The following is a 26,383-nucleotide window of genomic DNA, read 5'->3' as shown; positions in this document are numbered from 1 at the left end:
CGTACGTCACGGTGTGGCGCCCGGCGGGAGGTAGACCTCCCAGCCCTCGCCCACCCGGAAGTCGGAGCCGCACGACACGTGGTCCTGTCCCGTGGCGTCCTCCGCACCCTCGACGGGCACCCGGCGGGTGACGTCGGTGATGTAGTGGTACTCGACGGTCGGGAGGTAGCCGTCGCCGCCCTGGTGCTCGTAGGTCCGGACGGGCACCTCGATCTCGCCGTACTGGTCGACGTGGCGCACGCCCTTCGTCGCGTGGTTCTTGTAGCCCGGGTTCGCCACGATCGTGTCGGCGACGGTCACGGTCTCGGTGCGGGACCGGGAGTACTCCGACCCGGCCTCGATCGACACCTTGTCCTTGATGTTGATGCTGATCCGGCCGCCGACCGACCAGGTCTCGGTCACGGACTCGGACATGTCGCGTCGCTGCGTGAGGTCGCCGCGGGCGTCGGGGGCGCAGTTGCTGACCTCCCCGCCGTACGCCCGCCAGATGTTGTACTCCGCGCCCTGCGACTGCGGCTTGAAGGTGCAGTCACCGGCGATCGCGAAGTTGTTCACCGTCTCGCCCGCGCACAGCCGCTCCAGCTCGTCCTGGCTGAAGGTCAGCACGTTGTCGGCCTGCGCCGGGGCGACGGGCATGAACGCCGTCGCCGCTGCGACGGCCACTCCGGCGCCTGCCAGGCGCCGCAGAAGAGTTCCTCGTGACATGGTCGTTCCCTCCCGATCGGGTACGTCGTCGTCGTTGTCTCGCTGCCACCGAACCGCCGGTGACCTGGGACGATCCTGCTCCTGACGGGACGGGGTGGGGGCGGGTCGCGCCGGTCGTTAGACGGACGCCCAACGTTTGCGAGCCGCCGTGGCGGACCGCCGAGGTGGCGGAGGACCGCCCTACGATGCCCGCATGGGACTCAGCTTCTCGTTCCTCGCCTGCTCCGGCGACGGCACCGTCGATCTCGCACGACCGGCGGGGGAGGCCGAGGCCGAGGCGGTGGTACGACGCCTGTTCCCGCGCACGCCGTACGAGCGGGTCGGGTCCCGGCCGCTCCTCGAGACCGCTCTGCCGCCCCGCGGCACGCTCGCGGTGGGGGCGTTCGAGGACGGCGTGCTCATCGCGACCCGCGACGCCCACCTCTACGACCCCGACATCCTGCACGCGAGATACCTCAAGCTCACGGAGTGGCCGGACGTCCGGCTGCTCACCGCGCTGTCGTCGAACGACATGTTCGCGTACGGCCGCTGGGCCTCCGGAACCCCGCAGCGGTGCCTCTCGGTCAACGCCGTGGCCGGCACCTGGCGTGACGACGGCTCCCCGGACGCCTTCGAGGGAGGAGCCGTCACCCCCGACCGGTGGCTCGACCTCTGCAACGGCGCGCTCGCCTCGGTGCTGCGGCTCGAGGGCGACGTCGCGCCGTACGTCGAGCGGGCCGTCGCCTGGGAGGACGTCGCCCTGCACGTTTTCACGCGAGCGCGGAGCTAGCGGCCCGGGCGACCTTCCACCGCCGGGACGGATGCGACACGCTCGACCCGACAACCCCCGACAACCCGTGACGACCCAGAGGAGCCCACGTGTACGCCATCCCCACCCGCCCCATGACCCAGGACGAGCTCGACCTGATCTGCCGTGTCTGGGCCGACGCCGGCAGTGACGACCCGACCGACCGCTGGCTGGAGCTGTGGGACGGCGGCACCGCGGACGACCACGCCGAGGAACGAGACGCCATCGTGGTCGTCGCTGACGCGTGCGGCCTCGAGACCAGGTTGGAGAACGGCGTGCTGAAGCTGCAGAAGACGCAGCAGCTGCACGACGAGATCGGTGCGAGGTGGATCTGACCCCGGGAATCGGACGGCACCCCTGATCCGGTTCGTCACGGCGTCCTCTTGAAAACGGGTCTCGACCCCGGCAAGATCTTCCGCACGAGGGGAGTACCCCAACCTCGGCGCATCGTCATTACGGTCGGCCCAGTCCGATCCGGTGCGTCGGCCGCACGGCTCGGTCCGGCGGCGGGGGAGACCTCCAACGAACGCCCACCTCAGGTGGGCTCGCTGGAGGTAGTCACATGGACGTACCCGTCTGGGCCTGGGCCGCGGTGCTCGGCGTCATCTTCGCGATGCTGGCCGTCGACCTGTTCGCGCACCGCACCGCCCACGTCGTCTCGGTCAAGGAAGCAGCCGTCTGGTCGGCCGTCTGGGTGAGCCTGGGGCTCGCCTTCGGCGGGGTGATCTGGTGGGCGTACGGCGCCCAGGCCGGCGGTGAGTACTACGCCGGCTACCTCATCGAGAAGTCGCTCGCCGTCGACAACGTCTTCGTCTTCGCGCTGATCTTCACCTACTTCGCCGTGCCCCGGGAGTACCAGCACCGGGTGCTGTTCTACGGCGTGCTCGGTGCGCTCGTGTTCCGCGCGATCTTCATCGCCGGTGGCGCCGTGATGATCGAGAACTTCGCCTGGATCCTCTACGTCTTCGGTGCGTTCCTCGTCTACACCGGCTGGAAGATGTTCCGCCAGCGCGACGAGGAGCTCGACCCCGCGGCGAACCCCGTGCTGCGGTGGTTCAAGAGGCGCGTGCCGTCGACGGAGGAGTACCACGGCCAGAAGTTCTGGGTGAAGAAGGCCGGCACGTGGGTCGCGACGCCGCTGTTCTTCGTGCTCGTCATGGTCGAGACGACCGACATCATCTTCGCCGTCGACTCCATCCCCGCGATCTTCGCCGTCACCCAGGAGCCGTTCATCGTCTTCACCAGCAACGCCTTCGCCATCCTGGGCCTGCGCGCCATGTACTTCCTGCTCGCCGACCTGATGCACCGGTTCATCTACCTCAAGGCCGGACTGGCCGCGATCCTCGTGTTCGTCGGCGTCAAGATGCTGCTGCTCGACGTCTACAAGATGCCGATCTGGCTCTCCATGGGTGTCATCGTCACCAGCCTGACGATCGCGGTGGTCGCCAGCCTGCGGGCTACGCGCCGTACGCCGGAAGCGATCACCGACGACGCCCGCGAGGCTCTCTAGGCTAGGTTCCGGCGGACGGCGGGAGCGTCGTACGCAGAGAACGGGGGCAGCATGAAGGTCGTGTTCGAGGAGATCATCGCCGGCGACGTCGACGCGGTCCGGGAGCGGGTGGCGAAGGATGCGCGCGTCGTCGGCGCGGTCGCGGGGGCGGCCCCGAAGAAGTACGCCGCGCAGTCGCCGCTGCAGGTCGCGTACCGCCACGGGGAGTTCGAGATCGCCGCGCTCCTGCTGACGCACGGAGCGGACCCGAACTACATCGAGCACCCCGACCGGGAGCCCTGGGCGATGCCGGTGCTCCACCACGCGATCAAGGCGGCGGTGTCGCGCTCCCGGTGGCTGCGGCCGACGTGGCGCGAGGAGGAACCGTGGCAGCTGCGCAACACCGCCGACCGGGCCGACGCAGCGCACGCCGCGCTCCTGGTGCTCCTCGAGGCCGGGGCCGACGTCCACGCCCTCGACTCCTACGGCAACTCCTCGCTCGGGCGCGCTGCGCTGGACGCGCGGGACGTCCTTCCGCGCTACCGGCACAACGACCCCGACTGGGTCGACCCGAAGCCGCTGAACCCGGAGCTCGTCGAGGACCTCACCCGCGTCTTCCGCGCCCTGAAGGCGCGGGGTGCGGACCCGCATCGCAGCGAGCGGGACCTCGGTGCGTCGCTCCTCGAGTTCTACGGCGCCGAGCCCGTGGCTCGGTTCCTCGACGCATGACCCGACCGACGAACCGATCCGGGCGCGAGACCGTCGTCGTCCGGGCCGGTTGGATCCCTTCGGTGGTGCGGGAGGACGGGGAGCTGCGGGTCGAGCTCGGAGCCGGGGCGGACGCGCTGCACCAGCCGCGGACGTTCTCGTTCCCGATCGCCGAGCGGCACCTGCAGGTGATCCGGGACGACCTGGCGCGGCACCTGCTGCTGTGGTGTGCGGTCCTGCCGCTGTGCGACGCCGCCGGCACCGCCGGGCCGCTCGACGAGGACGCGGCGGTCGCGCTGCTGGACCCGATCCTGCTCGGTCCACCCGCGGAGGTCGACGCGCTGGTGCGTGAGGTCGGCATGCACACCGCCACTCTCGTGGCGCACGGTGCCGACACCCGGCTGCTGGAGCGCGGCCAGGTCCTCGACTCGCTCGGCTCCGCCACGGAGCAGGCCGACTGGGGGCGGGCCCAGGCGTACGAGGCGAACCGTGGACGCGCACGCCGCGGTGTGCACCTCGCCCCGATCGACGAGGCGGTGCTGCGGTACACGGGCCAGTACCTGCACGGGGCGACACGACCGGGCCGCCACCCGGAGGCAGTCGAACCCGAGCTGCTGCCCGTGGTGCTGCGGGTCGTCGCCACCGCCGAGCAGGCGTCCTCCGGGATGCGCATCCGCCGTGACCCGCGGCGCGGCAAGCGTGCCACCGACAAGCGCGACTGGACCCGGATGGGCGCCGCGGTCGGCGACGCCGTACGTCGTGAGCACCCCGCTCTCGTGGACGACGTGGTGCGCTCCGTCGGCTTCCTGGTCTGCTCGGAAGCCGCGGACCGCGCCCAGGACCTGCCCGTCGTGGACGACGCCGAGCCCGAGTCCGACGGTGTCGGGGGTACGGCGACGGCGGCGCTCGTCTTCACCGACGACCGAGGCGCCGAGACGACGTGGCGCCGGGGTGACGCCCGCAGCGCCGGCGCGGAGTTCTGGGAGTTCGTCGCCGACCACGCCGGCTCGGACAACGAGGTCTTCACCATCGAGGACGAGGCGCTGGGCGAGGGGATCCAGCTGCACCTCTACGCCGACTCCATCGCCCGCATCACGACCGTGGCCACGGGCGACGACGGGGCAGATCCGGAGTACCGGGTGGAATACCGCCTGGTCGACGGGATGGACGGATATCGGGTGCTGGTTTCTGCCTTTACCCGCGGTGGCTGCGCTGCGCTCGCGGCCCACGGCCCCTGGACGACGGACCCCGACGAGCTCGAGCGCCTCCGCCGGGAGGCTGCCCGTCGTACGACCTCGCCCCAGGACCGGCAGCCGTGATGCGACCCCACCTCACCTCGAGAAGGGCGACGCTCGGGATCGGGACCGTCCGCATCGTCGTCGCCGCGTTCGTCGTCGGGCTCCTCGTGCAGGGCTACATCGCCCGCATCGCGGTGGGCGACGGCAATCCCTTCGACTACTTCGGGTTCTTCACCAACCAGACCAACCTGCTCATGGGCCTGCTCATGGTCGCGACGGGCGGCTTCATGCTGCTGGACCGACCGATGCCGCGCCGGTGGGCGACCGCGCGCGGCGTCATGACCGCATGTCTGCTCGTCGTCGCCGTGGTCTACAACGGCCTCATCCCCGGGACCGGGACGGCGTCCGCGTGGGTGAGCGCCGTCCTGCACATCCTCTTCCCGCTGTACGTGCTGCTCGACTGGCTGCTCGTCGGCGACCGTCCCCCGTTGCGGTGGAGCAGGCTCTGGATCGTCCTGCCCTATCCGCTCGTGTGGCTGGCCGTCGTCCTCGTCCGCGGGGTGACCGACGGGTGGGTGCCCTACGGATTCCTCCTGCCGGAGCGCGGTGTGGTCTCGCTGCTCGGGTACTGCGCGGCGCTGCTGGTGACCTTCGTCGTCGCCGGTGCGGCGGTCTGGGCCGGCTCGCGAGCACGAGGGGTCCTGCTTCCGAGGGACGCGACGACGAGCGCCTGACGGGTCCGCCGGGTCCGGCGATCCCCGAGCAGGCCCTCGTCGGAACGCCCGTCAGGCGGCGCCGAGCGCGGAGGAGATCTGCGCGTAGCGGTCTGCGGGGTCGAGGGTGAGCCCGGACTTCACGAACTTCGCCCACTCGTCGCCGAGCACCTCCTGGGCCCCCGACTCGATCGCGTCGAGACCCGCACCCGCCAGGTCGGCGGGGCTGATCTTGGGCGCAGGCACCCCCGCGGCCATGTCGGTGTCGACGAGGCCCATGTGCACGCCGACGACGTGGGTGCCCTGGCCGGCGAGCTCGAGCCGGGTGCTGTCGGTCAGCATCCACGCCGCCGCCTTGGACGCGGCATAGGCACCGGCGCCCGGAGCGGTGAACCACGACAAGGCCGAGACGACGTTCAGGATGGCGCCGCCGCCGTTGGCCCGGAGGATCGGGGCGAAGGCGCGCGTCATCAGCAGCGGGCCGTAGAAGTTGGTGTCCATCTCGCGCCGGATGGTCGCCTCGTCACCCGTCACCAGCGCGGTGCCCGTGGAGATGCCGGCGTTGTTGATGAGGACCTGTACGTCGCCCGCGGCCCGGGCCGCTGCCCGGACCTGGGCGGCGTCCGTGACGTCGAGCGCGATCGGCTCCACGCCGTCGGCCTCGACCGAGCCCGCGTCGCGGGCCGCGGCGTAGACCTTGGCGGCCCCGCGCTCCTTGAGCAGCTCGACGAACGCGGCTCCGATGCCGCGGTTGGCTCCCGTGACGAGCACGACCGCACCGTTCAGGTTCATGACGACCTCATTCTGTAGTGATCACTATGGATTGAGGTCGACGGTAGCACATTCCGTAGCGACCACTACGTTATGCTTCCGACATGGCCGGCCGACCGCGGAGCTTCGATCGCGATGCAGCACTCGCCGCTGCTGTCGAGCAGTTCTGGCGAGCGGGGTACGAGGAGACGTCCGTGGCGGCGCTGACGGCAGCCATGGGCGTGTCGCCGCCGAGCCTCTACGCCGCGTTCGGTGACAAGCACCGCCTGTTCGAGGAGGCGTCCGCCACCTACTTCCGGCGCACCTGCGAGGGCATCGACGCCGCCACCTCGCTGCCGACGGCGCACGAGGTCGTCTCGCGCATGTTCGCCGACACCGCCCGCGCCCACACCGATGCGGCCACCCCGCCCGGCTGCCTGATGCTCACCGAGCCGCGACTCACCGCGCAGCGCGAGGAGCTCCACCGACGGCTCCTGGAGCGGCTCGACCGCGGCGTGCGGGACGGCGACCTCCCTCCGGGCACCCGCACCGACGCCCTGGCCTCGTTCCTGGTGGCGGTCCTGCGTGGCATGTCCGGCTGTGCCCGCGACGGCGGGACCAGGGACGACCTCCTGGCGATCGCCGAGACGGCCATGGCCGCTTTCCCTGCGCCATCGGCAGATCAGGGCGTCGCCACCTCCACGGGAGGTTGAGCCGGATCGCGCTCTCGGATCCGGTCGGGGGCGTGGCTGGTCCAGATCGATCCTGGTCGGGGTGGAACGGGATCTGATGTCCATCGCGTTGATCGGGTGACGAGCGTGGTCGGGGGATCGGATGAGGGGGAGCGGTGCGGCGGCAGCACGCCTCGACGACCTCGAGGACTACTCTCGGCCGCTCGCCCTAGGAGGCAGTGGTCGGGCAGGAGATCGTCGACAACCGTCCCAGCCCAGCGGGCAGGCGGCAGTTCACCGGCAACGTCAGCACAGCACGTCGGGAGCGAGGAAGTCGGGTCTCGGGCGGTAGCAGGAACCGGAGACCAGCGACCAGGATGCGCTCGCACTCGACGACACGGGCGCCGAGCACAGATGCGTGAGACGGCTGGCATGCGAACCAGACCGATCGCGCGCCACCGTCACCTGACTGTCTGGCGGCCACCGGGCGGTCTGGTCGACGCACTACCGCGGGCCGTAGCTGGTCAGGCTAGGTGAAGTCGAGACTGAGGAACGGCACCTGCGGGTCCGCCGCTGGAGACAAGGTGCCCAGCAGCACATCAGATGTGGGGGGAACCCTCGTGTAATACCCGAGGAACGGCGTCGTGTGCGACGACCCTGCCGGCACGGTTGCAGTGCAGGTGATGCGGGTCGACGACAGCGAAACAGTCCACGGCCCGAATCCGTAACCGTAGAGCTCGATCGATCCCTGGAACCGGGGGGCCTCGAAGGTGACGTCGACGGGCACCGCTGCGGGGTTGGTGACCGTCAAGTACGTCAATGCTTGGTAGGACCTCACGTAGTCCGCCGTCCACGTCCACGTCAGCTTTTGCGCGCTCGCCGCAAAGGCCGGGGCAGCAACGCTCAGAGCAACGACCGGTGCGCTCCAGGCACCCGCCCGGACCACGCTTCGCCGTGTCACATCTGCCACGGTGAGTGACGGTAGCGAGGCCGAGAACGATGCGCTCGGAAACACTTCTCTCTTTCCCGGATGTGTGGGCGGCGCCAGCCTGATCCCGCAACATCATTGTCCACCGAAGTCAGTTGCCCGGCGAGCGGGTGGTCAGGGCAAGTCAAGTCCGCCGACGAAGTCGGCAATTCTCATGAGTCAGGCTTGTGCATTGATCAGCCAGACTCGATGGGGTCGTCGGGTGCTGCGTTTCATCGCTCCTCCACCACGTCACCGTTCCTGGGTCTGGCAAAGGGAGTGGAGAACCGGAGCTGTAGACCTCCATCGATTCGAGTGAGCCGTCCGACTGGAGAAAGAGGAGCAGACCACCGACGACTTCACCGTCGTGGTCGACGATCGTCCCCTCTACTGGCACGAGGCCGGGAGGGCCCGACTTCACGGTGGCCTCGGTCGCATCGTCGAGGGCGAACGAGATCGTTCCGCATCCGCATCCGCAACCACAGCCCGACCGTGCCCGGACGCTGTCAACCTGCGTGCGTGCTGTGACGGCGCCCTCGAAGTCAAAGCGCAGGAAGCCGTCGAGCAGGTCACGTTCGAGATCACTGAGTGACCTGGCCGGATCGAAACTCATCACCCCAGCCTAGGGACGAGCGACGGATGATTGCTGCCACTGGGCGACTGGCTATCGCGTTGGGTCGCTCGTGGCGCCCGACGCCGGGTGGGAGGTACGGAAGTGATCTCCACCGACGTCGCGAAGACCGCCGGCTTCGGGGATGCAGATCGCTCGCGCAGAGCGGGACAGCCGTTCAGGGCCTAATCTTGCGCTGTGACGGCGGCTGGCTTCCCGTACTTCTACTACCTGGGGGACCGGCTCGATAGACGTCCTATCGGCGCGGTACGAGCCGTCGATCTCCCGACAACCCACGGCCGCTGGGGCAGGCGTCAGAACCGAGACGACTCCTACATGCAGATCGTCGTCGGGGCTCCCTTCGAGACCTCGCTGGTCGAGTTCGAGGAGCAGTATGTGTTCGCTGTCCGCGCCGACGAGCTCGACGGCTTCGAAATCGATCACATCTGGCCCTCCCACGTCGATCGATGGATCGTGCTGCGGGATGCCCCACGCCCCGAACTCCATTCGGCGAGGGCTTGGTTTCAATCATTGCCCCACCCCGACTGAGCGTTCATGATGCCCACGCTCGCCGACCAGCTCGCGGCGCATCGTGCGTCCGTCAACATCTAGGTGATGTCGTCATGACTGCGGGCTGGTGCCACATGTCCGGGAATCGGCTCAGCTCCAGGGACCTCTACCAAACGAGGTCGCCGACACCTCAGGAGAACAACGTGGGAAATCGGCCAGCTCAGTTTCGTGGATGCGTGATGGCGCTTGTCTGTTCAGCGACCATGTTGGTGTCTGCTGCATGCAGCGAATCTGACGACTCTCGCAGAGATCAGCGAGAACCTGTCAGCACCGGTGTCCTGGAGACGACCTTTGACCCTGGCAACGTCCTCAGCGGCTCGGACGGATGCCGATCGAACGGCGTTGCGCCAGAACGCTTGCGCCCGGCGGCAAGGAGTTCCGACAGACGATCCCCTACCGGGACGCTCGCGGCGAGGTAGCGGCGCCACGCAGTACGGGACATCGACCCGTCCGTATGACCCGTTCGGAGCGCGTCCCAGTGGGCGGGGGTTATGCAGTTCGAGATCGCTCGCCTTCAGGCCAGTCGCCAGCAGAGGCCGTCGCAGAGTTCTCACCGGCGGAGCGGTAGGTGGCGAGCTCACGACGCAGCCGCACGTTGTCGTCCTCGAGCGTGAGCACGGTGGCGATGCCGACGAGGTTCAGTCCCTCGGCGAGCAGCTCGACGATGCGCCGCAGCCGAGCGACGTCGTCGGTGCTGTAGACGCGGGTGCCACCGGCGGTCCGCTGCGGCGTGAGCAGGCCGTGGCGCTCGTAGACCCGCAGGTTCTGCACCCGTGTGCCGACCAGATCGGCCGCCACGGAGATTGCGAAGACACCTCGACTCCCCACCCGAACTCCTCCTTGCATGGCTCCACCGACATTGCTATAAAATCTCTATCCGTCAATATAGGCGGTGGTTGGAGAAAGTTCTCACTCGGAGGTGACCCATGTTGATGCGTACCGACCCCTTCCGCGACTTCGACCGGCTCGCCCAGCAGCTCCTCGGCGTCGGCGGGACGACGTCTCGACCGGCGATCATGCCCATGGACGCCTGGCGCGAGGGTGATGCCTTCGTCGTCGAGTTCGACCTCCCCGGCGTGAGGCCCGAGAGCATCGACCTCGATGTCGAGCGCAACGTGCTGACCGTGCGCGCCGAGCGTCCCGCCCGCAACGGCGACTGGGAGCCCATCGCCGCGGAGCGTCCGCGCGGGCTGTTCAGCCGCCAGCTGGTGCTGGGCGACAACCTCGATCTCGACCACGTCGCGGCCGACTACGACGCTGGCGTGCTGCGTCTGCGCATCCCGGTGGCGGAGCGGGCCAAGCCGCGCAAGATCGAGATCCGCAACCTGGCCTCGGGCCCGGCGACCTCCGAGCTGGAGTCGTCGAGCGCGTGAGCGACCGCGCCGGGTAATTGCGCGAACGGGGCGGCTGCGACCACGGGGGAGCAGCCGCCCGTTCGTCTACCGGCCGATGTGGCGCTAGAAGTTCTGCGGGGCGCGTTCGATCGCCGGCCGTGTCGGCCCGCGCTGAACCGGAAGTCCGAGACTGAGCAGATCATGCGGTCGCCGGGGTGAGACTAGGGCGCATGGGCAGCGGAGGAGACGTGGGCGGCACCGGCGGCCGACAGGGCGCCGTGGGCCTGGCCGAGGCGGGCGAGGTGCTCGGGGTGGGCGTGCACGGGGCGCGTCGGCTGGTGCGCACCGGCGACCTGGTCGCCGAGCTCGTCGACGGACGGTGGCTCGTCGACGCCGGCGACCTCGAGCAGCTGCGCGCCGAGCGTGGCCGCTGGGTCACGATCAAGCAGGCCGCCACAGCGCTGGGGTGCACTCGGGGCCGGGTCGAGCGCGCCGTACGCGACGGCACCCTGCAGCGGCGACCAGGTCCGACCCGGGCGGTCCCGTCGATCCCTGCGGCCGACCTCGACAAGCTGCGCGAGCTCGTCGAGGCCGAGCGACAAGCCGAGGCAGAGCGGGTCCGGGTCCGCGAGCTGGCCCGCCAGGCGGCCAGCGAGGCGGCCAGCGAGGCGGGTGACCGGAACCGTCCCCCGGACACCGGGCACGAGTGGTGGACCGTCGCCCACGCCGCGGCGGTGTTCGGGGCGGGCGCAACCGCGTGCGTCAGCTCGTCGAGCAAGGCCGGTTGCCGGCGACCCGTCGACCGGGACGGATCTGGATCCGGCGCGACCACGTTCTCCAGGCCGCCAGCGCGCGGGCGTTCGAGGCCGCCCAGGCCGCAGCAAAGAAGCGCGCCGCCGTGGGATGAAGATGCGCCGCTGGCCGATCAACGATCGGCGCCGCGCTGAGCGGGGAGCCCCGGCCGTGGGTGGCCGGGGCTCCCGTCGCGGCCGGGTCAGCAGCTGTAGTCGACGTACGCCGTCTCGACGTCCGTGATCTTCACCCAGCCCGCCGTGGTCTTGGTGATCGGCCCGATCGAGTTGCCGGGGAAGGTCACCTGGTAGACCGCGCGGCAGCCTGTCTCGACGTAGAAGCCGTCCGCGTCGCGGCTCGTGTCGCTGGTGCGGCCGGCGCTCAGGATCGCCTCGGCGCCCCACGGGTTGCCGAGGTCGTAGGTGATGAACAGGGGCTGCGGTCCGTTGTTCTTGATGGTCCCGCCGTCGAGCGCGTGCGCGGGCGTGGCGATGCCGGACGTGAGTGCGGTGCCCAGCACCGTGCCGAGGCCGGCAGCGGCGAGACCGCGGGCGAGGGATCGTGCGCGCATGGTGGTGCTCCTTCCGAGAGTGGCCGCCTCGCCAGCAGGGCGGGGCGGGGCCCCAGGGGCCACCCCGAGCCAAGACCGTGCGAGCGCCGGGTGCCCCAACCGCAGGTGAACCGCGCGTCAGCGGCCGGTGATCTGACGGGGAGGCTCAGACAGACCCATCGACCCGCTCGACCACGCGCGCCGGGTTGCCGACGCGACGACGCCAGGAGCAGGCCGGTCGCTCAGGTCGCCAGGCGATCGTCGAGCTGTGGTGATCGAAGAGAGGCGTGACGGACCGTCCCGCTTAGCGACGACGCCCCACCGGGACACTCTCCGACCGGGGACTAGCGGTTCGAAATCGGTGGTTTGTGAGCCGGTTTCTGGACAGGCCGGTTCCCGTTGGCGAGATGCCTAGAAACGGTGGGGGTGGGATGGGCGCATCCGCTGTCAGCGGATGTTGTTCGCGCTGTCGTAGAACTGGCGCTGGGACTTCGAGACGGTGCGGGAGTCGACTGTGACCTGACGTGCCAGCACCATGTTGGCTCCCACCGAGAAGGGGGCGGACCACATCTCGTCCGGGAGGCAGGCGCCTGGCAGCGTGATGCCGATGAGGTCGTGGACCCGCGAGTAGGTGACCGACCCGGCCACGTCGCACCGCTCGCTGGTGCCGTCCGCGTGCCGGGTGATGGGGAGTTCCGCGGAGAGAGCGGTCCCGGCCTGATTGGGGCCAGTGCTGACCTCCACTCCCTGGAACGATGCGTAGACACGTTGACCCGCGATGTTGAGGTCGCGGCGATCGCCCGATCGTGCGTACTTTCGTACGTAGACGAAGACGTTCTCGACCTTGACCTCGACCAGGTAGTCGGCACCGACCTGCTTGACGGTGGCCCATTCGACGTCGACGCTGCTCAGCGGTACGGCAGGGGTGAAGCTGGGGCCGTACGCGGCGCCGGCGCCGTAGGCGCCGACAGTGTCGCCGCGCTCGTCGTCGAGGCGGTCGAGGACGACTGCACTGGCCGGAATCGTTGTCACGACGGTGAGGGCGAGCGTGATCGCCGCGCCACCTAAGGTGCCCACGGTCTTTCGGATCCGACCCATCACTTCTCCTTGAGCAGCAGGTGCCCGTCTGGCGCCTTCTCAGCGTCGTCATTGAACCCGAGCTGCGGCCGAGGTGGTAGTCCCAGACTCTCTCGCAGGAGCGCACGGAACCCGGACGAGAAGTTGAGCTCCCTAGCCGACGGGATCTACGAAGCCGCCGCGTGATCGGCCCGGGCCCCGCAGAGGGTCGCCACGCAAGGCAAGCGACCAGTTCGAAATCGTTCGTTTGTGACCCTCTCGCCACCGGACCGTCACCGGCTCAGAAATGCGGGTCAGAACTCGTGGCCAGAATCAACGGCTCACCCGGCGTACCTCTACCGTTTCTGAGCCGCCCGACGCGAAACCGACGTCGTGCTGGACGACGTCATGTACGAGACCGGCACCCGGCTCGGCGGCACAATCGTCGCGCTGTACGACCGAGCGAAGGAGTCCGGCGACGATGCGGGCGCGGGTCACTGGCGCCGCCGGCACCGCGGGATGTAGCGGGAGCGCAACGCGGTGCGGGGCACGGACCGGGAAGCCCAGGTCTCGGCCATCACGGCCTGCCGGGACGAGATGGCCGCGCTGCGCCCCTTCTCCCCAACTCCTGACGAGGGCTCTGGCGCGGGATCCTGCTGACGGTGCGAGGGGGATCGGGTTGCGGCGCAGCGCCGTACTGCTGGACCGGATGGATGGTGTGGTGTGCCTACCCCCGTCGTCACCGGACGCGACCCAGCCGCCAGCCCCCGACGTCGCACTGGCCGTCGTCGTTGTTCCCGACAGCGAGGACCGTCCCGTCCGACCGCAGGCCCAGCGTGTGGGTCGACCCCGCGGCGACGGCTATCACCTCGCGCCACCCTGCGACGTCGCACTGGCCGTGGCTGTCGTCCCCGACCGCCAGCACCCGGCCGTCCTCGAGGGCCGCGACGGTGTGGTGACTGCCGGCCGAGATGGCCGTGACGGAGCGCCACGACGCCATCTCCTCGACACCCGCTCCACGATCCCCGGTCGCGACCACCCGCCCGTCCCGGGTCAGACCGACGGTGTGCAGGTAGCCGGCAGCCACCGCCCGCAGGTCGCGCCAGCCCGCGACGGCGCACTGCCCGCGGCGGTCGTTCCCGGTGGCGACCGCCGTACCGTCCGCTCGGAGACCGACGGTGTGCCAGTCACCCGCCGCGACGGCGACCAGGTCGTTCCAGCCCTCGACGTCGTTGGCTCCCTCGTTCCGTCGGCCGGTCGCCAGGGCGGTCCCGTCGGCACGTACGGCGCAGGTGCGTCGCCAGCCGGCGGCGATGCTCTCGACCTGCGTCCAGCCGTCGACGTCGCACTGCCCGTCGCCGTTCCAGCCGGTCGCCAGCACGGTCCCGTCCGCACGGAGCGCGACGGTGTGGGCGCGGCCGGTGTTCGGGGCCGTGTGCACGCCACCGATAGCGACGGCGACGACGTCGGTCCAGCCCTCCACGCGGCGCTCCTCCGACCGCGGTCGGCCGGCGGTCCGCACGGAGCCGTCCGCCGCGACACCGACGGAGTGCCGGCGTCCCGCCGCGACGAGCGCGCGAGCGGGCTCCCATGCGTGACCCACCTGGTCATGATCGCAGCACGCCGACCGGATCCGAGGTCATCCACCAGCTGCCCGTGCCCTCGGCCGGACCTGCCTCGCAGGGGCCCGGCAGCGGGAGCATCGCGCCGCGGCGCTCCTCAGGTGCTGGCCAGCCGGTCGAGGATGACGGTCGTCGTCGTGGGTCGCTGGTGCAGCAGCTCCCGTCAGGAGGGCCGCTGGGTGCTGAGCACGTCCTGGAGCTCGGCGAAGTAGGCGGTCAGGTCCGGGGTGCCGCGCGAGTACCAGTCGCGGAACCCCGCGTAGTCGACGTCCACGCCTTCGATTCCCAGGTCAGCCACCTCCTGCGACCACGACTCCTCGGCGGCGAGCAGCGACTCGGCGAGATCGCCGTGCTCCCCGCGCACGGTCTCGAGGACGTCGGCGTTGGCGTCGGCGATCGCTGCCTGTGCATCGCCGTCGAGCTCGCTCACGGCACCGTCCGACTCCTCGATGGCGGCCAGTGCGGTCTGGACGTTCTCCCACGTCGCCTCGAAGTTGGCCTGCAGCAGCACGTCGATGCGGTCTTGCAGCAGCTGCTGGGCCGCCAGCGGCAGGGACTCCCAGCGGGACTGTCCGATGGCGATGGAGCCTCCGGGACTTCCCAGGCCCTCCTCCGGGGCGTAGGCGAAGTAGGGGGCCTCGGGGATGAACCCGCCCAGCGACGACGTCGTCAGGCTCGAGGCTGCGCAGTCCACGACGCCGCGCTGGAGGCTCTCGAACATCTCCGAGTACGAGATGGTGGCCGGCGACATGTCCAGTTCTTCCGCCTCGCTGCTCTGGGTGCGGCTCTGTGTCGCGATGGTGCGCCCGGAGAGGTCGGACAGGGCGGTGCCGGGCTCCACGCAGTCCAGGAAGTAGGACCCGCTGCTGAACGCCGGCAGAAGGGCGTGCAGGCCGTTGTCGGCGAACTCCTGCTGCACCTCGTCGCTCTCGACCGCGGTCTGGATCATCGCACCGTGCCACTGGAGGAGGCCCTCCACCGGTTGCTGGGAGCCGATGAACGAGAGGTCTCCCAGTGCGTTGTTGGCCGGGTACTGCTGAGGCTCGAGGGCCACCACCACCGAGCCGATGTCCAGGCGGCCGTCGACCAGGGCGTCATCGACCTCGGCGACCGGTGCGGCGGCGTTCGAGAAGTACAGCTCGAAGGTGATCTTGCCTCCGGACCAGTCCTCGACCGCGGCGGCGTACTCCTCGAACCGGCGTCCGGTCGCCGCGCCCTTGGGAGCCGTGCTCTGCATGGTCAGCGTGATCGGGTCCATGTCGGCCAGCGCATCGACGTACGCCTGCTTGTCGGAACCGGGAGGCACGCTCTGCCCGCCGCCGTTGGACGCGCCTCCGGTCTCTGCGCAGCCACCGGCCAGGAGGGCCGCGGAGGTGAGGAGAGCGACGGCTGCTAGTCGAGTGGTGTCCTGCCGCAAGGCGGTGCCTCCAATGGTCCGGTTATTGATGATAATCATTCATGTGGATATAACCGGGCGTTGTCGTCGCTGTCAAGACACCCGGGTCTGCGGACCGGGGTCGCGGTCGTTCGCGTGCGGGCGGCGGGGTGGGTTGCTGCGTGGCTACGTCCCACTGCGCAGGGCCACCTCGTGGGCGCGCCAGTCGCCGTACGTCGGGAGACGCCCCGCCTTCTTGAGGTCCGCGACCGCCGGCGCCGCGGAGTCGTCGGCCGACAGCGACGGTGCCGGAGCGCCTTCGCCGCTCGGCCACGGGAGGCGCAGGGTCGGGTCGAGGGCGTGGACGCTGCGGTCCTTCTCCGGGCGGTAGGTGCGCGAGCCGAGGTGGGTGAGCACGCTGTCGTCCTCCAGCGCGGTGAAGCCGTGGGCGAGGCCGGGGGTGACCGCGAGGCCGGCCGGTGTGGCGGCGTCGAGCCGTACGGCCTCGTGGCGGCCGAAGGTGGGGGAGCCGGTCCGCAGGTCCGCCACGACCACGAGCACGGCGCCGCGGGAGCAGAACAGGTAGGTCCACTCGGCCGGCGACGGGAGCAGTGAGAAGCGCAGCCCGTGGAGCATGCCGAGCAGCCCCTGGGCGTGGTGCAGGTGGCCGATCTCGAGGTCGCGGCCGAGCGCCGTACGGAAGGAGTCGGGGTCGTAGGGGAGACCCTCGGGGTCGTCCGAGGTGAACTCCCACAGACCGGTGATCGAGAGCTCGCGCGCGTCCATGCAGGTCACGCTACCGATCGCCGCGGGCCTGGGACGGCCTGGGGACGACCACCTGCATGTCGAACAGATGTTCGATAGGATCGGCGGCATGGGCTGGAACAACCCGGACGTGCCGTGGAAGGAGCTGGAGCGCCGACTCTCGGGGCGCCCCGGCGCCGACGACGCGCCCATCTCGCGGCGCAAGCAGCCCGCGGGCGCGAAGGCCGCGGCGGGGGAGCGGGTGGCGAGCGCGACGCCGTACGCAGAGCTGCACTGCCACAGCCACTACAGCTTCCTCGACGGCGCCAGCTCGCCCGACGACCTGGTCGCCGAGGCGCACCGCCTCGGGCTCCACGGGCTGGCGATCACCGACCACGACGGCTTCTACGGCGCGCCCATGGTGGCGGAGGCCGCGCAGCCGCACCCGGGGCTGAAGACGGTGTACGGCGCGGAGCTGTCGCTCGGCCTCTCGGGTCCGCAGAACGGGGTGCCCGACCCCGAGGGCAGCCACCTCCTGCTGCTGGCGCGAGGGGTCGAGGGCTACCACCGGCTCGCTGCGGCGATGACCGCCGCCCACCTGCGGGGCGACGAGAAGGGACGCCCGGTCTACGACCTCGACGAGCTGGCCGAACGCGGCCGCGGCCACTGGGTCGCGCTGACGGGCTGTCGCAAGGGCACGGTGCGTACGGCGCTGCGCGCGGCCGGTCCGGCGGCCGCGGCGAGCGAGGTCGACCGGCTCGTGACGCTGTTCGGCGCCGAGCACGTCGTGGTCGAGCTGACCGACCACGGGCACGCGTCCGACGCGGAGGACAACGGGCTGCTGGCCCGCATCGCGGCCGAGCGCGGGCTGCCCCTGCTCGCCACCAACAACGTCCACCACGCCACGCCCGCCGGGCACCGCCTGGCCGGGGCGATGGCCGCCGTGCGCGCCCGCCGCAGCCTCACCGACATGGACGGCTGGCTGCCGCCGGGCCCCGCGGCGTACCTGCGCAGCGGCGACGAGATGGCCCGCAGGTTCGCGCGCCACCCCGGCGCGGTCGCCCGCAGCGTCGCGCTCGCCGACGAGCTGGCCTTCGACCTGCGCAAGGCGTCGCCGAAGCTGCCCAAGCGCGGCATCCCCGAGGGGCACACGCCGTCGACCTGGCTGCGCGAGCTGACGGAGCAGGGCTTCGCGCAGCGGTACGCCGGCACCCCGCTGGAGGAGCAGGCGCGCTCGCGGGTGGAGTCCGAGCTGGCGGTGATCACGCGCAAGGACTTCGCGGGCTACTTCGTGATCGTGCACGACATCGTCGCGTTCGCCCGGAGAGAAGGGATCCTCTGCCAGGGCCGGGGGTCCGCGGCGAGCTCGGCGGTCTGCTACGCCCTCGGCATCACCGCGATCGACTCCGTCTACTACGACCTCCCGTTCGAGCGGTTCATCTCGTCGCACCGCGACGAGGAGCCCGACATCGACGTCGACTTCGACTCCGACCGGCGCGAGGAGGTGATCCAGTGGGTCTACGACACCTACGGACGCCACAACGCCGCCCAGGTCGCGAACGTCATCTCCTACCGGCCCCGCATGGCGGTGCGCGACGCGGCGAAGGCGCTGGGCCACTCCACCGGGCAGCAGGACGCGTGGAGCAAGCAGATCAACGGCTGGGGGTCGGTGATCGACGGCGAGGGCGCCGACCACGACATCCCCGACCCGGTCGTGGCGCTCGCCGAGCAGCTGCTCGGCGCCCCCCGCCACCTCGGCATCCACTCCGGCGGCATGGTGCTGACGGAGCGGCCCATCGGCGAGGTCGTGCCCATCGAGCGGGCCCGCATGGAGAAGCGCACGGTGCTGCAGTGGGACAAGGACGCCTGCGAGTCGATGGGGCTGGTGAAGTTCGACCTGCTCGGCCTCGGCATGCTCGGCGCGCTCGACCACATGATGCGCATCATCGAGGCCCACCAGGGCGTGCGCTGGCAGCTCGAGACCATCCCGCGCGAGGAGCCGGCGGTCTACGACATGCTCTGCCGCGCCGACTCGATCGGCGTGTTCCAGGTCGAGAGCCGTGCCCAGATCGGCACGCTGCCGCGCCTGCAGCCCCGCAAGTTCTACGACCTCGCCGTCGAGATCGCCCTCATCCGGCCGGGCCCGATCCAGGGCGGGGCGGTGCACCCGTACGTCCGGCGGGCCACCGGCAAGGAGGAGATCGTCTACGACCACCCCGACCTCGAGCCGGTGCTGCGCCGCACGCTCGGCGTGCCGCTGTTCCAGGAGCAGCTGATGGCGATGGCCGTCGCGATCGGCGACTGCTCGGCCGACGACGCCGACCTGCTGCGTCGGGCCATGGGCTCGAAGCGGGGCATCGAGCGCATCGAGAGCGTCAAGGAGAAGCTGTACGCCGGCATGGCCCGCCGCGACATCACCGGCGAGAAGGCCGACTCGATCTACGTCAAGATCCTCTCCTTCGCGAACTTCGGCTTCGCGGAGTCGCACTCCCTGAGCTTCGCGCTGCTCGTCTACGCCTCGTCGTGGTTCAAGCTCCACTACCCGGCGGCGTTCCTGGCCGGACTGCTGCGCAACCAGCCGATGGGCTTCTACTCGCCGCAGTCGCTGGTGGGCGACGCCCGGCGCCACGGTGTGGAGGTACGGCGTCCCGACATCGTCCGGTCGGGTGCCCAGGCCGACCTCGAGCCGCTCGGCACGCCGCCCCTGACCGGCGCCGCCGCCGGTCCGACCGCGGCCCACCGCGACGACGCCGCGTTCGCCGTCCGCATCGGGCTCGACGAGGTCAAGGGCATCGGGCTCGACGTGGCCCGCAGGATCGTCGCGGCGCGCGACGAGGCGCCGTACACCTCGGTCACGGACCTCTCGCGGCGCGCCGACCTCACCACCACCCAGCTCGAGGCGCTGGCGACGGCGGGGGCGTTCGACGGGCTCGGGCTGTCGCGGCGCGAGGCGCTGTGGAGCGCGGGGTACGCCGAGCGCGCCGACCAGCTGCCCGGTACGACGCCCGCCCCGGCCGCGCCGACGCTGCCCGGCATGAGCCAGGTGGAGGAGACGCTCGCCGACCTCTGGGCGACCCGCATCTCGCCCGAGCGCCACCCGATCGAGCACCTGCGCACGATGCTGAGGGAGGCGGGCATCCGCTCGATTGCCGACCTCGACACCACCGAGGCGAACCGGCGGGTGCACGTCGCCGGCCTCATCACCCACCGCCAGCGGCCCGGCACCGCGCAGGGCATCACGTTCCTCAACCTCGAGGACGAGACGGGCATGCTCAACGTCGTCTGCTCGGTGGGTGTCTTCACCGCCCACCGCTACGTGGCGCGCAACAAGGTGGCGGTGGTGATCCGCGGCATCCTCGAGCGCAGCGACGGGGTCATCAACCTCATGGCCGACCGGCTCGAGGCCATCGACGTCGTGGTGCCCGGCGCCGGTGCGGTGCTCCAGGCGCGGCAGAGCTCGCGGGACTTCCGCTGACCGGTACGGCGGCCGCGGCGCCTCCCGCCGAGGTGGGTCAGGAGCTCAGGCCGGCGGCACCTGGACGCGGGGCGCGCCCCACTTGTCGGTCCAGGTCGGCGCGGAGCCGAGGGTGTCGAGCAGGCGGTCGAGGTCGTCGTCGAAGGTGACGATCTCGCCCTGCTCCGCCCGCACGAAGCCGCGCTCGACCATGCGGTCGCGCATCTCGCGCAGGGGCGACCAGAAGCCCTCGACGTCGAGGAAGCCGCTGCGCTTGGCGTGGATCGACAGCTGCGCCCACGTCCACTGCTCGGCGACCTCCTCGAGGGTGCCGGCGCCGCCGGGCAGCGTGAGGAACGCGTCGGCCCGCTCGGCCATGAGCGCCTTGCGCTCGTGCATCGTCTCGACCACCAGCAGCTCGGTGACGCCGGTGTGGCTGAGCTCGCGGGCGTCCAGCGCGCGGGGGATGACCCCGACGACCTGACCGCCGGCCGCGAGGGCGGCGTCCGCCACGGTGCCCATGAGCCCGACGCGGCCCCCGCCGTACACGAGCGTGAGGCCCCGCTCCGCGAGCGTGCGTCCGACGAGCGTCGCGGCCTCGGCGTACGCCGGGGAGTCGCCGAAGCTGGAGCCGCAGAAGACGGCGACGGAGGTGAGCGGGGAGGCGGCGGAGGGGGTCGGGATCGTCACGGGTCAACGCTAGCCACCGCTCGGCGGCTCAGTGCGGCCGGGTGGCCGCCCCGTCGAGCCACAGCTCAGTGCTCTCGTCGCGGTGCGAGCCGGTGCTGCCCACGTGCTTGTCGGAGATGGTCGGGCCCTTGCGGATGACGTGGGCGAGCGCGGTGGCGTGGCCGTGCCCGAGGCCGAGGTCCTCCTTGAGCCACGCGACGATCGGGCCCTGCTTGGTGCCCTCGCCCTCGAAGCCGCGCTCGCGGGCGAGGTCGACGATCTGGCGGGGCGTGAGCCCGGTCTTCGTCTCGGCGGCGTCGAGGTAGGCCTGGAACGACATGGGGTGTCCTCTCGTACGGCGGGTGTCTGCCGGGTCCGACCCCCGAGGGGCTCGGAACTCATCGGCACCGCTCGGCTGGGCCGTCCTTGCGAGCCCGGTTTCGGACCTGCGGAGGCGCTGCGGTAGTGTTCCCTCCGCTTCGTCCGGCGATCCCGGACGAAGCTTTCGGGCTGTGGCGCAGCTTGGTAGCGCACTTGACTGGGGGTCAAGGGGTCGCAGGTTCAAATCCTGTCAGCCCGACCGAAGAACCGGCTCCGATCCGCGGAAACGCGGGTCGGAGCCGGTTCACATTTCGGTGGTGGCGATCAGCTCAGGTGCCGCGGCGCCACGTAGCGCTGACGGTCGTCGCCGTCGTCGGGGGAGTCACCCGTCGCGCTGCCCTCGGGCCGCCCCTGCGCCGGTGCGTCCGGGACCGACGGCACGAGGCGCACCACGATCGACTTGTACGCCGGCTGGTTGCTGCCCTCCGCCTTGGAGTCCAGCGAGACCAGGGCGTTGGTCTCCGGATAGTACGCCGCGGCGCACCCCTTCGGGGTGTCGTAGGAGACGACGCGGAACTGGCGCACCGTGCGGGTCGAGCCGTCCTCCCACTCGCTGTGGATGTCGACGTACTGACCGTCGCGCAGTCCCTGGTCCTCGATGTCGCGCGGGCTCAGCAGCACCACCTGGCGACCGTTCTTGATCCCGCGGTAGCGGTCGTCGAGGCCGTAGATGACGGTGTTGAACTGGTCGTGGGAGCGCATCGTCTGCAGCAGCAGGCGGCCCTCCGGCACCTGGAGCACCTCGGTCGGGCTGACCGTGAAGACGGCACGGTCCACGTCGGTCTCGAAGGTGCGGGTGTCGCGGGGCGGGTGCGGCAGGACGAACCCGCCCGGCTGGTCCACCTTCTCGTCGTAGCCGGCGCACCCGGGCACCATCCGGCCGATCCGACGGCGGATCTGGCCGTAGTCGCTGCGGAAGTCGTCCCACGGGATGCCGTGGCGGTCGCCCAGCGTCGCCATCGCCAGGCTGCAGAGGATGTCGACCTCGGAGCGCAGCTGGTCGGAAGCCGGCTGGAGCGGACCGCGCGAGGCGTGGACCGAGCAGAGGGAGTCCTCGACGGTGACGCGCTGCGGCTGACCGCCGGTCAGGTCCTTCTCGCTGCGGCCCAGCGGCGGCAGGATGAGGGCCTCGCGGCCGTGCACGACGTGCGAGCGGTTCAGCTTGGTCGAGACCTGGACCGTCAGGTCCGCCTTCCGGAGCGCGTCCTCGGTCACCGTCGTGTCCGACATCGCGGCGACGAAGTTGCCGCCCATCCCGAAGAAGACCTTCGCCTCGCCGTCGCGGAACGCCTTCACGGCGGCGACCGCGTCGTACCCGTGCTCGCGGGGCGGCTCGAAGCCGAACTCGTCGCGCAGGGCGTCGAGGAAGTGGGCGGGCGGGCGCTCCCAGATGCCCATCGTGCGGTCGCCCTGCACGTTGGAGTGGCCGCGGACCGGGAACAGCCCGGCGCCGGGCTTGCCGATGTTGCCCTGGAGGAACGCGAGGTTGGAGATCTCCTTGACGTTCGCGACCCCGTTGCGGTGCTGGACGACGCCCATCGCCCAGCAGTAGACCGTCTTGCTCGAGGACGCGATCATCGCCGCCGCCTCCTCGATCTGGTCGCGCGAGAGCCCGGTCGAGGCGAGGACGAGGTCCCAGTCCAGCGCGCGGAGGTGCTCCGCGTACGCCTCGAAGCCGTGGGTGTGCTGCTCGATGAAGTCGTGGTCGAGGGCGTCCTGCTCCAGCAGCAGCGAGGCGATCGCCTGGAAGAGCGCCAGGTCGCCGTTGATGCGCACCGGCAGGTGCAGGTCGGCCATGGCCGTCCCGGCACCGACCATGCCGCGCGGCTTCTGGGGGTTCTTGAACCGCACCAGGCCCGCCTCCTTGAGCGGGTTGATGTCGATGATCCTCGCGCCGTTCTTCTTGGCGATCTCGAGCGCGCTCAGCATCCGGGGGTGGTTGGTGCCCGGGTTCTGCCCGGCGATGACGATCAGCTCGGCCCCGTGCACGTCGTCGAGCGTGACCGAGGCCTTCCCGATGCCGATGACCTCCGCGAGCCCGACGGACGTCGACTCGTGGCACATGTTCGAGCAGTCGGGGAGGTTGTTGGTGCCGAAGGCGCGCACGAAGAGCTGGTAGACGAACGCGGCCTCGTTCGAGACCTTGCCCGAGGTGTAGAAGACGGCCTCGTCCGGCGAGGCGAGGGAGGTGAGGTGCCGCGCGACGAGCGCGAACGCGTCCTCCCACGAGATGGGCTCGTAGTGGGTGCCGCCCTCGCGCAGGACCATCGGCTCGGTGATGCGGCCCTGCTTCCCGAGCCAGTAGTCGGTGCGGTCGTGCAGCTCCTCGATGGGGTGCGCGGCGAAGAACTCGGGACCCGCCAGCTGCAGGACGGCCTCGTCGGTGACGGCCTTGACGCCGTTCTCGCAGAACTCCGCGGTGTGCCGGTGGTCGGGCGACGGGTCGGGCCACGCGCAGCCCTGGCAGTCGAAGCCGTCGGCCTGGTTGAGCTTGAGCAGGGTCTGCGCCGTACGGCGCACGCCCATCCCCTCGACGGCGCGCTTCATGCTGACCGCCACCGCGGTCGGGCCCGCGGCGTGGTCCTCCGGGTGGCTCACCGACAGCTCGGACTCGTCGATGTCGTGGTGCGGTGCCTGACGGCTCATGGAGGTCCCTTTCGTCATCTGCCGGGTACCCGAGGGCGGGGGACCCACCCGCCGTCGCCGTCGGCGCTCGCGACCCCGGCCGGCGGATCTCCGAGCGTACTGCGCCGGACCGGGCGGAAAGGCGTGGCGGCCCGGCGACCCGCGGTGCCATCCTGGCGCCATGACCGACCTGGACGCCGCCACCGTGCTCGAGGTCAGCGGCTGGGACCGCCGGTACGCCGTGGTGCGGGCCATCACGACGCTCGGTGACCACGCGGCGGCCGTGGTCGACGCGAACGGCGACGGAGGCGACATCAACCTCGACCAGTTCCGCCGTGTCGAGGGGGAGTGGCGGCTCCTCTCCAGCAGCGGCGGTGCCGGCGACTGGGGCCGCGGCTGGTGCGACGGGGTGGTCGCGGAGCACGACCGCGACGAGAACGGCTGGTGGCTCACCCTGGCGCCCGGCGAGCCTCCGGACGACGGGCTGCCGCCCTTGCCCAGGTCCGAGGAGTTCGGCTGGACGGTGCAGACCTTCGACGACGCCGATCCGCGCTCGGGCACGACCTGAGCGAGGTCCCGCGCCTCAGTCGGTCGGGAACCGCACCCCGGTCAGCTCCTGCGACACCTCCCACACCCGACGGGCGTCGTCGGTGCTCCGTAGCCGCGAGTAGAGGTCCTGCTCGGCGGGCGCCCCGCCCAGGTGCCCCAGCCCGCGCGGTCCGTAGAGCGCGCCGCCCCGGGCGTCGGGCGAGGTGGCGGCGAGCAGCGCCGGCAGCTGGGCGGTGGCGACCGTGCCCAGCAGGATCCCGCGCGACGACAGGGCTCGGATGAGCCGCCGGCCGGTGGCGTCGCGCTCGCGGTCGAGCTCCGGGCGGGCGGCCAGCAGGTTGGTCGGCGCGACCCCGGGGTGGGCCAGGTTGCTCGTGAGGCCCCAGCCGGCCGCGCGACTGCGGCGGTCGAGCTCGAGACCGAAGAGGCCGAACGCGATCTTCGACTGGCTGTAGGCCTTCATCCCGTCGTACGAGCGCTCCCACTGCAGGTCGTCCCAGTGCACGGCCCCGCGGTTCGCGGCGATGCTGATCTGCGACGTGACGCGGGCCTGCCCGGCGCGCAGCAGCGGCAGCAGGTGGGCGACCAGGGCGACGTGGCCCAGGTGGTTGGTGCCGAGCTGCAGCTCGAACCCGTCGGCCGTCGTGCGTCGCTCGGGCGGTGTCATCACGCCGGCGTTGTTGACGAGCAGGTGGATGGGGTCGCTCTCCGCCACCAGCGCGGCCCCGAGGGCGGCGACGGAGGCCAACGACGAGAGGTCGAGCTCCCGCAGCGAGACGTCGGCGTGGGGCGCCGTCGCGCGGATCGTCGTCAGGGCCGCCTGCCCCTTGCGCTCGTTGCGCACCGGGAGGACGACCTGGGCGCCGGCCGCGGCCAGCCGCGTGGCGAGGCCGAGGCCGATGCCGTCGCTGCCGCCGGTCACCACGGCGCGCCGGCCGGTGAGGTCGGGCACGGTGAGGTCGATGTTCTTGCGTGGCACGTGGTCGCTCCTGGGGGTCGGTGTCTGACCTCCACCGTCGCGCACCCGCGGCGAGCGCGGCAGGGCCGGTGGATCCTCGGACCGCCGATCCCAGGCTGCGCCCCACGGGGGGATCGACGGACCCAGGACACGGGGACGTCGTACCGGTAGACATGGCCGGGGACGAAGGAGGCACCCATGACGACGATCGACCGGACCGGGCTGGCGGAGTTCCTGCGCCGGCGCCGCGCGGCCCTGCAGCCCGAGGACGTCGGCCTCCCGCGCGGCCAGCGTCGCCGTACGAGCGGACTGCGGCGCGAGGAGGTCGCCGCGCTGTGCCACATGTCGGCCGACTACTACTCCCGGCTGGAGCGCGAGCGCGGCCCGCAGCCGTCCGAGCAGATGGTCGCGTCGATCGCCCAGGGGCTGCACCTCACCGTCGACGAGCGCGACCACCTCTTCCGCCTGGCCGGTCATCAGCCGCCCGCTCGCGGCTCAGCCGGTGAGCACGTCAGCCCGGGCCTGCTCCGCATCCTCGACCGCCTGCACGACACCCCGGCCGAGATCGTCAGCGAGCTCGGCGAGACGCTGCGCCAGACCCCGCTTGGGGTCGCGCTCACGGGTGACACGGCCTCCTTCGTCGGCCCGGCGCGCAGCCTCGGCTACCGCTGGTTCACCGACCCGTCCTCCCGGGACCTCTACGCCGCGGAGGACCACGCGTTCCTGAGCCGCATGTTCGCCTCCGGCTTGCGCGGGGTCGCGACCCTGCGGGGGCCGGGGTCGCGGGCGGCGCACCTCGTCGACCTGCTCCTCGGGCAGAGCGAGGAGTTCCGCACCGTGTGGGCGGACCACGAGGTCGGGATCCGCCCCCACGAGGTCAAGAACTTCGTGCACCCGCAGGTCGGGCCGCTCGAGCTGAGCTGCCAGTCGCTGCTGGACCCCGCGGCCTCGCACTGGCTCCTCGTCTACACCGCCGCGCCGGGCAGCGAGAGCCACGACCGGCTCCGGCTGCTCTCCGTGATCGGCACGCAGGCCCTCGCCTGAACGCCCGACCGGGCCGCTACCG

General features: G+C 71.1%; 28 protein-coding genes and 1 tRNA gene. 15 read left to right on the top strand and 14 right to left on the bottom strand.

Annotation, left to right across the window (positions count from 1 at the left end; genetic code table 11):
- Nucleotides 1-6: 6 nt before the first annotated feature.
- A complete protein-coding gene (locus K329_RS0111630; protein WP_028473179.1) occupies nt 7-663 on the bottom strand; it encodes a hypothetical protein in 657 nt (218 codons plus the stop codon).
- Nucleotides 664-898: 235 nt separating this feature from the next.
- On the opposite strand from K329_RS0111630, the gene K329_RS0111625 reads away from it, so the two are divergent.
- From K329_RS0111625 to K329_RS0111600, 6 genes are all read left to right on the top strand, one after another.
- Complete coding sequence (locus K329_RS0111625; RefSeq protein WP_028473178.1) at nt 899-1,474, top strand: DUF6928 family protein; 576 nt, start codon at nt 899-901, stop codon at nt 1,472-1,474.
- An 89-nt stretch (nt 1,475-1,563) separates the two neighbouring features.
- The gene (locus tag K329_RS0111620; RefSeq protein WP_028473177.1) at nt 1,564-1,827 is read left to right on the top strand and encodes a hypothetical protein; all 264 of its coding nucleotides are present in this window, start codon (nt 1,564-1,566) and stop codon (nt 1,825-1,827) included.
- A gap of 227 nt (nt 1,828-2,054) precedes the next feature.
- Nucleotides 2,055-3,002 carry a TerC family protein gene (locus K329_RS26310; protein ID WP_043643057.1) on the top strand — a complete coding sequence of 316 codons (948 nt, stop codon included), beginning with the start codon at nt 2,055-2,057 and terminating at the stop codon, nt 3,000-3,002.
- A 51-nt stretch (nt 3,003-3,053) separates the two neighbouring features.
- Entirely contained in the window at nt 3,054-3,710 is a 657-nt protein-coding gene (locus K329_RS0111610; protein ID WP_028473176.1) for an ankyrin repeat domain-containing protein, read from the top strand.
- The gene (locus K329_RS0111605) at nt 3,707-5,008 is read left to right on the top strand and encodes a DUF6357 family protein (RefSeq protein ID WP_084541226.1); all 1,302 of its coding nucleotides are present in this window, start codon (nt 3,707-3,709) and stop codon (nt 5,006-5,008) included. Before K329_RS0111610 ends, K329_RS0111605 begins: the two co-directional genes overlap by 4 nt.
- Complete coding sequence (locus K329_RS0111600; RefSeq protein WP_084541225.1) at nt 5,008-5,661, top strand: Pr6Pr family membrane protein; 654 nt, start codon at nt 5,008-5,010, stop codon at nt 5,659-5,661. Before K329_RS0111605 ends, K329_RS0111600 begins: the two co-directional genes overlap by 1 nt.
- A 51-nt stretch (nt 5,662-5,712) precedes the next feature.
- Here the strand turns inward: K329_RS0111600 and K329_RS0111595 are convergent, their stop codons facing one another.
- Nucleotides 5,713-6,432: an SDR family oxidoreductase gene (locus K329_RS0111595; protein WP_028473173.1), complete on the bottom strand. Its 720-nt coding sequence runs from the start codon at nt 6,430-6,432 to the stop codon at nt 5,713-5,715.
- Between the two features lie 83 nt (nt 6,433-6,515).
- On the opposite strand from K329_RS0111595, the gene K329_RS0111590 reads away from it, so the two are divergent.
- Nucleotides 6,516-7,103, top strand: a complete 588-nt coding sequence (locus tag K329_RS0111590) for a TetR/AcrR family transcriptional regulator (RefSeq protein WP_028473172.1) — start codon at nt 6,516-6,518, stop codon at nt 7,101-7,103.
- Nucleotides 7,104-7,590: 487 nt separating this feature from the next.
- On the opposite strand, the gene K329_RS0111585 is transcribed toward K329_RS0111590, so the two are convergent.
- Both K329_RS0111585 and K329_RS30875 read right to left on the bottom strand, forming a co-directional pair.
- Nucleotides 7,591-8,031, bottom strand: a complete 441-nt coding sequence (locus K329_RS0111585; protein ID WP_157571686.1) for a hypothetical protein — start codon at nt 8,029-8,031, stop codon at nt 7,591-7,593.
- 142 nt (nt 8,032-8,173) lie between these two features.
- Nucleotides 8,174-8,641: a hypothetical protein gene (locus tag K329_RS30875; protein ID WP_157571685.1), complete on the bottom strand. Its 468-nt coding sequence runs from the start codon at nt 8,639-8,641 to the stop codon at nt 8,174-8,176.
- A gap of 333 nt (nt 8,642-8,974) precedes the next feature.
- Here K329_RS30875 and K329_RS30870 point away from each other — a divergent pair, with 333 nt between their 5' ends.
- Entirely contained in the window at nt 8,975-9,187 is a 213-nt protein-coding gene (locus K329_RS30870; protein ID WP_028473170.1) for a hypothetical protein, read from the top strand.
- Nucleotides 9,188-9,697: 510 nt separating this feature from the next.
- Here K329_RS30870 and K329_RS26300 read toward each other — a convergent pair.
- On the bottom strand, nt 9,698-10,036 hold the full coding sequence (locus K329_RS26300) for a MerR family transcriptional regulator (protein ID WP_245596526.1): 339 nt from the start codon (nt 10,034-10,036) through the stop codon (nt 9,698-9,700).
- A gap of 98 nt (nt 10,037-10,134) precedes the next feature.
- On the opposite strand from K329_RS26300, the gene K329_RS0111570 reads away from it, so the two are divergent.
- Both K329_RS0111570 and K329_RS30865 read left to right on the top strand, forming a co-directional pair.
- Nucleotides 10,135-10,581 carry an Hsp20/alpha crystallin family protein gene (locus K329_RS0111570; protein WP_028473169.1) on the top strand — a complete coding sequence of 149 codons (447 nt, stop codon included), beginning with the start codon at nt 10,135-10,137 and terminating at the stop codon, nt 10,579-10,581.
- 191 nt (nt 10,582-10,772) lie between these two features.
- Nucleotides 10,773-11,489, top strand: a complete 717-nt coding sequence (locus K329_RS30865; protein ID WP_157571684.1) for a MerR family transcriptional regulator — start codon at nt 10,773-10,775, stop codon at nt 11,487-11,489.
- Nucleotides 11,490-11,536: 47 nt separating this feature from the next.
- On the opposite strand, the gene K329_RS0111560 is transcribed toward K329_RS30865, so the two are convergent.
- Nucleotides 11,537-11,905, bottom strand: a complete 369-nt coding sequence (locus K329_RS0111560) for a hypothetical protein (protein WP_028473167.1) — start codon at nt 11,903-11,905, stop codon at nt 11,537-11,539.
- A 426-nt stretch (nt 11,906-12,331) separates the two neighbouring features.
- Nucleotides 12,332-12,985, bottom strand: a complete 654-nt coding sequence (locus K329_RS0111555) for a hypothetical protein (protein ID WP_157571683.1) — start codon at nt 12,983-12,985, stop codon at nt 12,332-12,334.
- A 348-nt stretch (nt 12,986-13,333) separates the two neighbouring features.
- On the opposite strand from K329_RS0111555, the gene K329_RS31915 reads away from it, so the two are divergent.
- Nucleotides 13,334-13,465: a hypothetical protein gene (locus K329_RS31915; protein ID WP_281169807.1), complete on the top strand. Its 132-nt coding sequence runs from the start codon at nt 13,334-13,336 to the stop codon at nt 13,463-13,465.
- A 214-nt stretch (nt 13,466-13,679) separates the two neighbouring features.
- Here K329_RS31915 and K329_RS0111545 read toward each other — a convergent pair whose 3' ends face one another.
- From K329_RS0111545 to K329_RS0111535, 3 genes are all read right to left on the bottom strand, one after another.
- Nucleotides 13,680-14,543 carry an RCC1 domain-containing protein gene (locus K329_RS0111545; RefSeq protein WP_028473165.1) on the bottom strand — a complete coding sequence of 288 codons (864 nt, stop codon included), beginning with the start codon at nt 14,541-14,543 and terminating at the stop codon, nt 13,680-13,682.
- 182 nt (nt 14,544-14,725) lie between these two features.
- Nucleotides 14,726-15,868: a type 2 periplasmic-binding domain-containing protein gene (locus K329_RS0111540; RefSeq protein WP_211225831.1), complete on the bottom strand. Its 1,143-nt coding sequence runs from the start codon at nt 15,866-15,868 to the stop codon at nt 14,726-14,728.
- Nucleotides 15,869-16,123: 255 nt separating this feature from the next.
- Nucleotides 16,124-16,723: a dTDP-4-dehydrorhamnose 3,5-epimerase family protein gene (locus K329_RS0111535; RefSeq protein ID WP_028473163.1), complete on the bottom strand. Its 600-nt coding sequence runs from the start codon at nt 16,721-16,723 to the stop codon at nt 16,124-16,126.
- Between the two features lie 88 nt (nt 16,724-16,811).
- Here K329_RS0111535 and K329_RS0111530 point away from each other — a divergent pair, with 88 nt between their 5' ends.
- Entirely contained in the window at nt 16,812-20,156 is a 3,345-nt protein-coding gene (locus K329_RS0111530) for an error-prone DNA polymerase (protein ID WP_028473162.1), read from the top strand.
- A 45-nt stretch (nt 20,157-20,201) separates the two neighbouring features.
- Here the strand turns inward: K329_RS0111530 and K329_RS0111525 are convergent, their stop codons facing one another.
- Nucleotides 20,202-20,825 carry an LOG family protein gene (locus K329_RS0111525; protein ID WP_028473161.1) on the bottom strand — a complete coding sequence of 208 codons (624 nt, stop codon included), beginning with the start codon at nt 20,823-20,825 and terminating at the stop codon, nt 20,202-20,204.
- Nucleotides 20,826-20,853: 28 nt separating this feature from the next.
- Nucleotides 20,854-21,144, bottom strand: coding sequence for a DUF4287 domain-containing protein (locus K329_RS0111520; protein ID WP_028473160.1), 291 nt, complete (start codon nt 21,142-21,144; stop codon nt 20,854-20,856).
- Nucleotides 21,145-21,310: 166 nt separating this feature from the next.
- On the opposite strand from K329_RS0111520, the gene K329_RS0111515 reads away from it, so the two are divergent.
- Nucleotides 21,311-21,384, top strand: a tRNA-Pro gene (locus K329_RS0111515).
- 65 nt (nt 21,385-21,449) lie between these two features.
- Here the strand turns inward: K329_RS0111515 and K329_RS26295 are convergent.
- Nucleotides 21,450-23,831, bottom strand: coding sequence for an FdhF/YdeP family oxidoreductase (locus K329_RS26295; protein WP_043643051.1), 2,382 nt, complete (start codon nt 23,829-23,831; stop codon nt 21,450-21,452).
- Between the two features lie 160 nt (nt 23,832-23,991).
- Here K329_RS26295 and K329_RS0111505 point away from each other — a divergent pair, with 160 nt between their 5' ends.
- Nucleotides 23,992-24,378, top strand: coding sequence for a hypothetical protein (locus K329_RS0111505; protein ID WP_028473159.1), 387 nt, complete (start codon nt 23,992-23,994; stop codon nt 24,376-24,378).
- Between the two features lie 15 nt (nt 24,379-24,393).
- Here the strand turns inward: K329_RS0111505 and K329_RS0111500 are convergent, their stop codons facing one another.
- Nucleotides 24,394-25,338 (bottom strand): SDR family oxidoreductase, encoded by a 945-nt coding sequence (locus K329_RS0111500; protein WP_028473158.1) that lies wholly within the window; start codon nt 25,336-25,338, stop codon nt 24,394-24,396.
- A gap of 177 nt (nt 25,339-25,515) precedes the next feature.
- Here K329_RS0111500 and K329_RS0111495 point away from each other — a divergent pair, with 177 nt between their 5' ends.
- Nucleotides 25,516-26,361: a helix-turn-helix transcriptional regulator gene (locus K329_RS0111495; RefSeq protein ID WP_028473157.1), complete on the top strand. Its 846-nt coding sequence runs from the start codon at nt 25,516-25,518 to the stop codon at nt 26,359-26,361.
- The last annotated feature ends 22 nt before the right edge of the window (nt 26,362-26,383 follow it).

The organism is Nocardioides alkalitolerans DSM 16699, from assembly GCF_000426525.1.
Classification (GTDB): domain Bacteria; phylum Actinomycetota; class Actinomycetes; order Propionibacteriales; family Nocardioidaceae; genus Nocardioides; species Nocardioides alkalitolerans.
Note: the sequence above shows the minus strand (reverse complement) of the source record. Positions and strands in the feature narration are given on the sequence as shown.

Coding starts and splice junctions, on each gene's coding strand:
- K329_RS0111625 (WP_028473178.1), top strand. CDS start 899: ATGGGACTCAGCTTCTCGTTCCTCGCCTGCTCCGGCGACGGCACCGTC.
- K329_RS26310 (WP_043643057.1), top strand. CDS start 2,055: ATGGACGTACCCGTCTGGGCCTGGGCCGCGGTGCTCGGCGTCATCTTC.
- K329_RS0111610 (WP_028473176.1), top strand. CDS start 3,054: ATGAAGGTCGTGTTCGAGGAGATCATCGCCGGCGACGTCGACGCGGTC.
- K329_RS0111605 (WP_084541226.1), top strand. CDS start 3,707: ATGACCCGACCGACGAACCGATCCGGGCGCGAGACCGTCGTCGTCCGG.
- K329_RS0111600 (WP_084541225.1), top strand. CDS start 5,008: ATGCGACCCCACCTCACCTCGAGAAGGGCGACGCTCGGGATCGGGACC.
- K329_RS0111595 (WP_028473173.1), bottom strand. CDS start 6,432: ATGAACCTGAACGGTGCGGTCGTGCTCGTCACGGGAGCCAACCGCGGC.
- K329_RS0111590 (WP_028473172.1), top strand. CDS start 6,516: ATGGCCGGCCGACCGCGGAGCTTCGATCGCGATGCAGCACTCGCCGCT.
- K329_RS30875 (WP_157571685.1), bottom strand. CDS start 8,641: ATGAGTTTCGATCCGGCCAGGTCACTCAGTGATCTCGAACGTGACCTG.
- K329_RS30870 (WP_028473170.1), top strand. CDS start 8,975: ATGCAGATCGTCGTCGGGGCTCCCTTCGAGACCTCGCTGGTCGAGTTC.
- K329_RS0111570 (WP_028473169.1), top strand. CDS start 10,135: ATGTTGATGCGTACCGACCCCTTCCGCGACTTCGACCGGCTCGCCCAG.
- K329_RS30865 (WP_157571684.1), top strand. CDS start 10,773: ATGGGCAGCGGAGGAGACGTGGGCGGCACCGGCGGCCGACAGGGCGCC.
- K329_RS0111560 (WP_028473167.1), bottom strand. CDS start 11,905: ATGCGCGCACGATCCCTCGCCCGCGGTCTCGCCGCTGCCGGCCTCGGC.
- K329_RS0111535 (WP_028473163.1), bottom strand. CDS start 16,723: ATGGACGCGCGCGAGCTCTCGATCACCGGTCTGTGGGAGTTCACCTCG.
- K329_RS0111530 (WP_028473162.1), top strand. CDS start 16,812: ATGGGCTGGAACAACCCGGACGTGCCGTGGAAGGAGCTGGAGCGCCGA.
- K329_RS0111520 (WP_028473160.1), bottom strand. CDS start 21,144: ATGTCGTTCCAGGCCTACCTCGACGCCGCCGAGACGAAGACCGGGCTC.
- K329_RS26295 (WP_043643051.1), bottom strand. CDS start 23,831: ATGAGCCGTCAGGCACCGCACCACGACATCGACGAGTCCGAGCTGTCG.
- K329_RS0111505 (WP_028473159.1), top strand. CDS start 23,992: ATGACCGACCTGGACGCCGCCACCGTGCTCGAGGTCAGCGGCTGGGAC.
- K329_RS0111495 (WP_028473157.1), top strand. CDS start 25,516: ATGACGACGATCGACCGGACCGGGCTGGCGGAGTTCCTGCGCCGGCGC.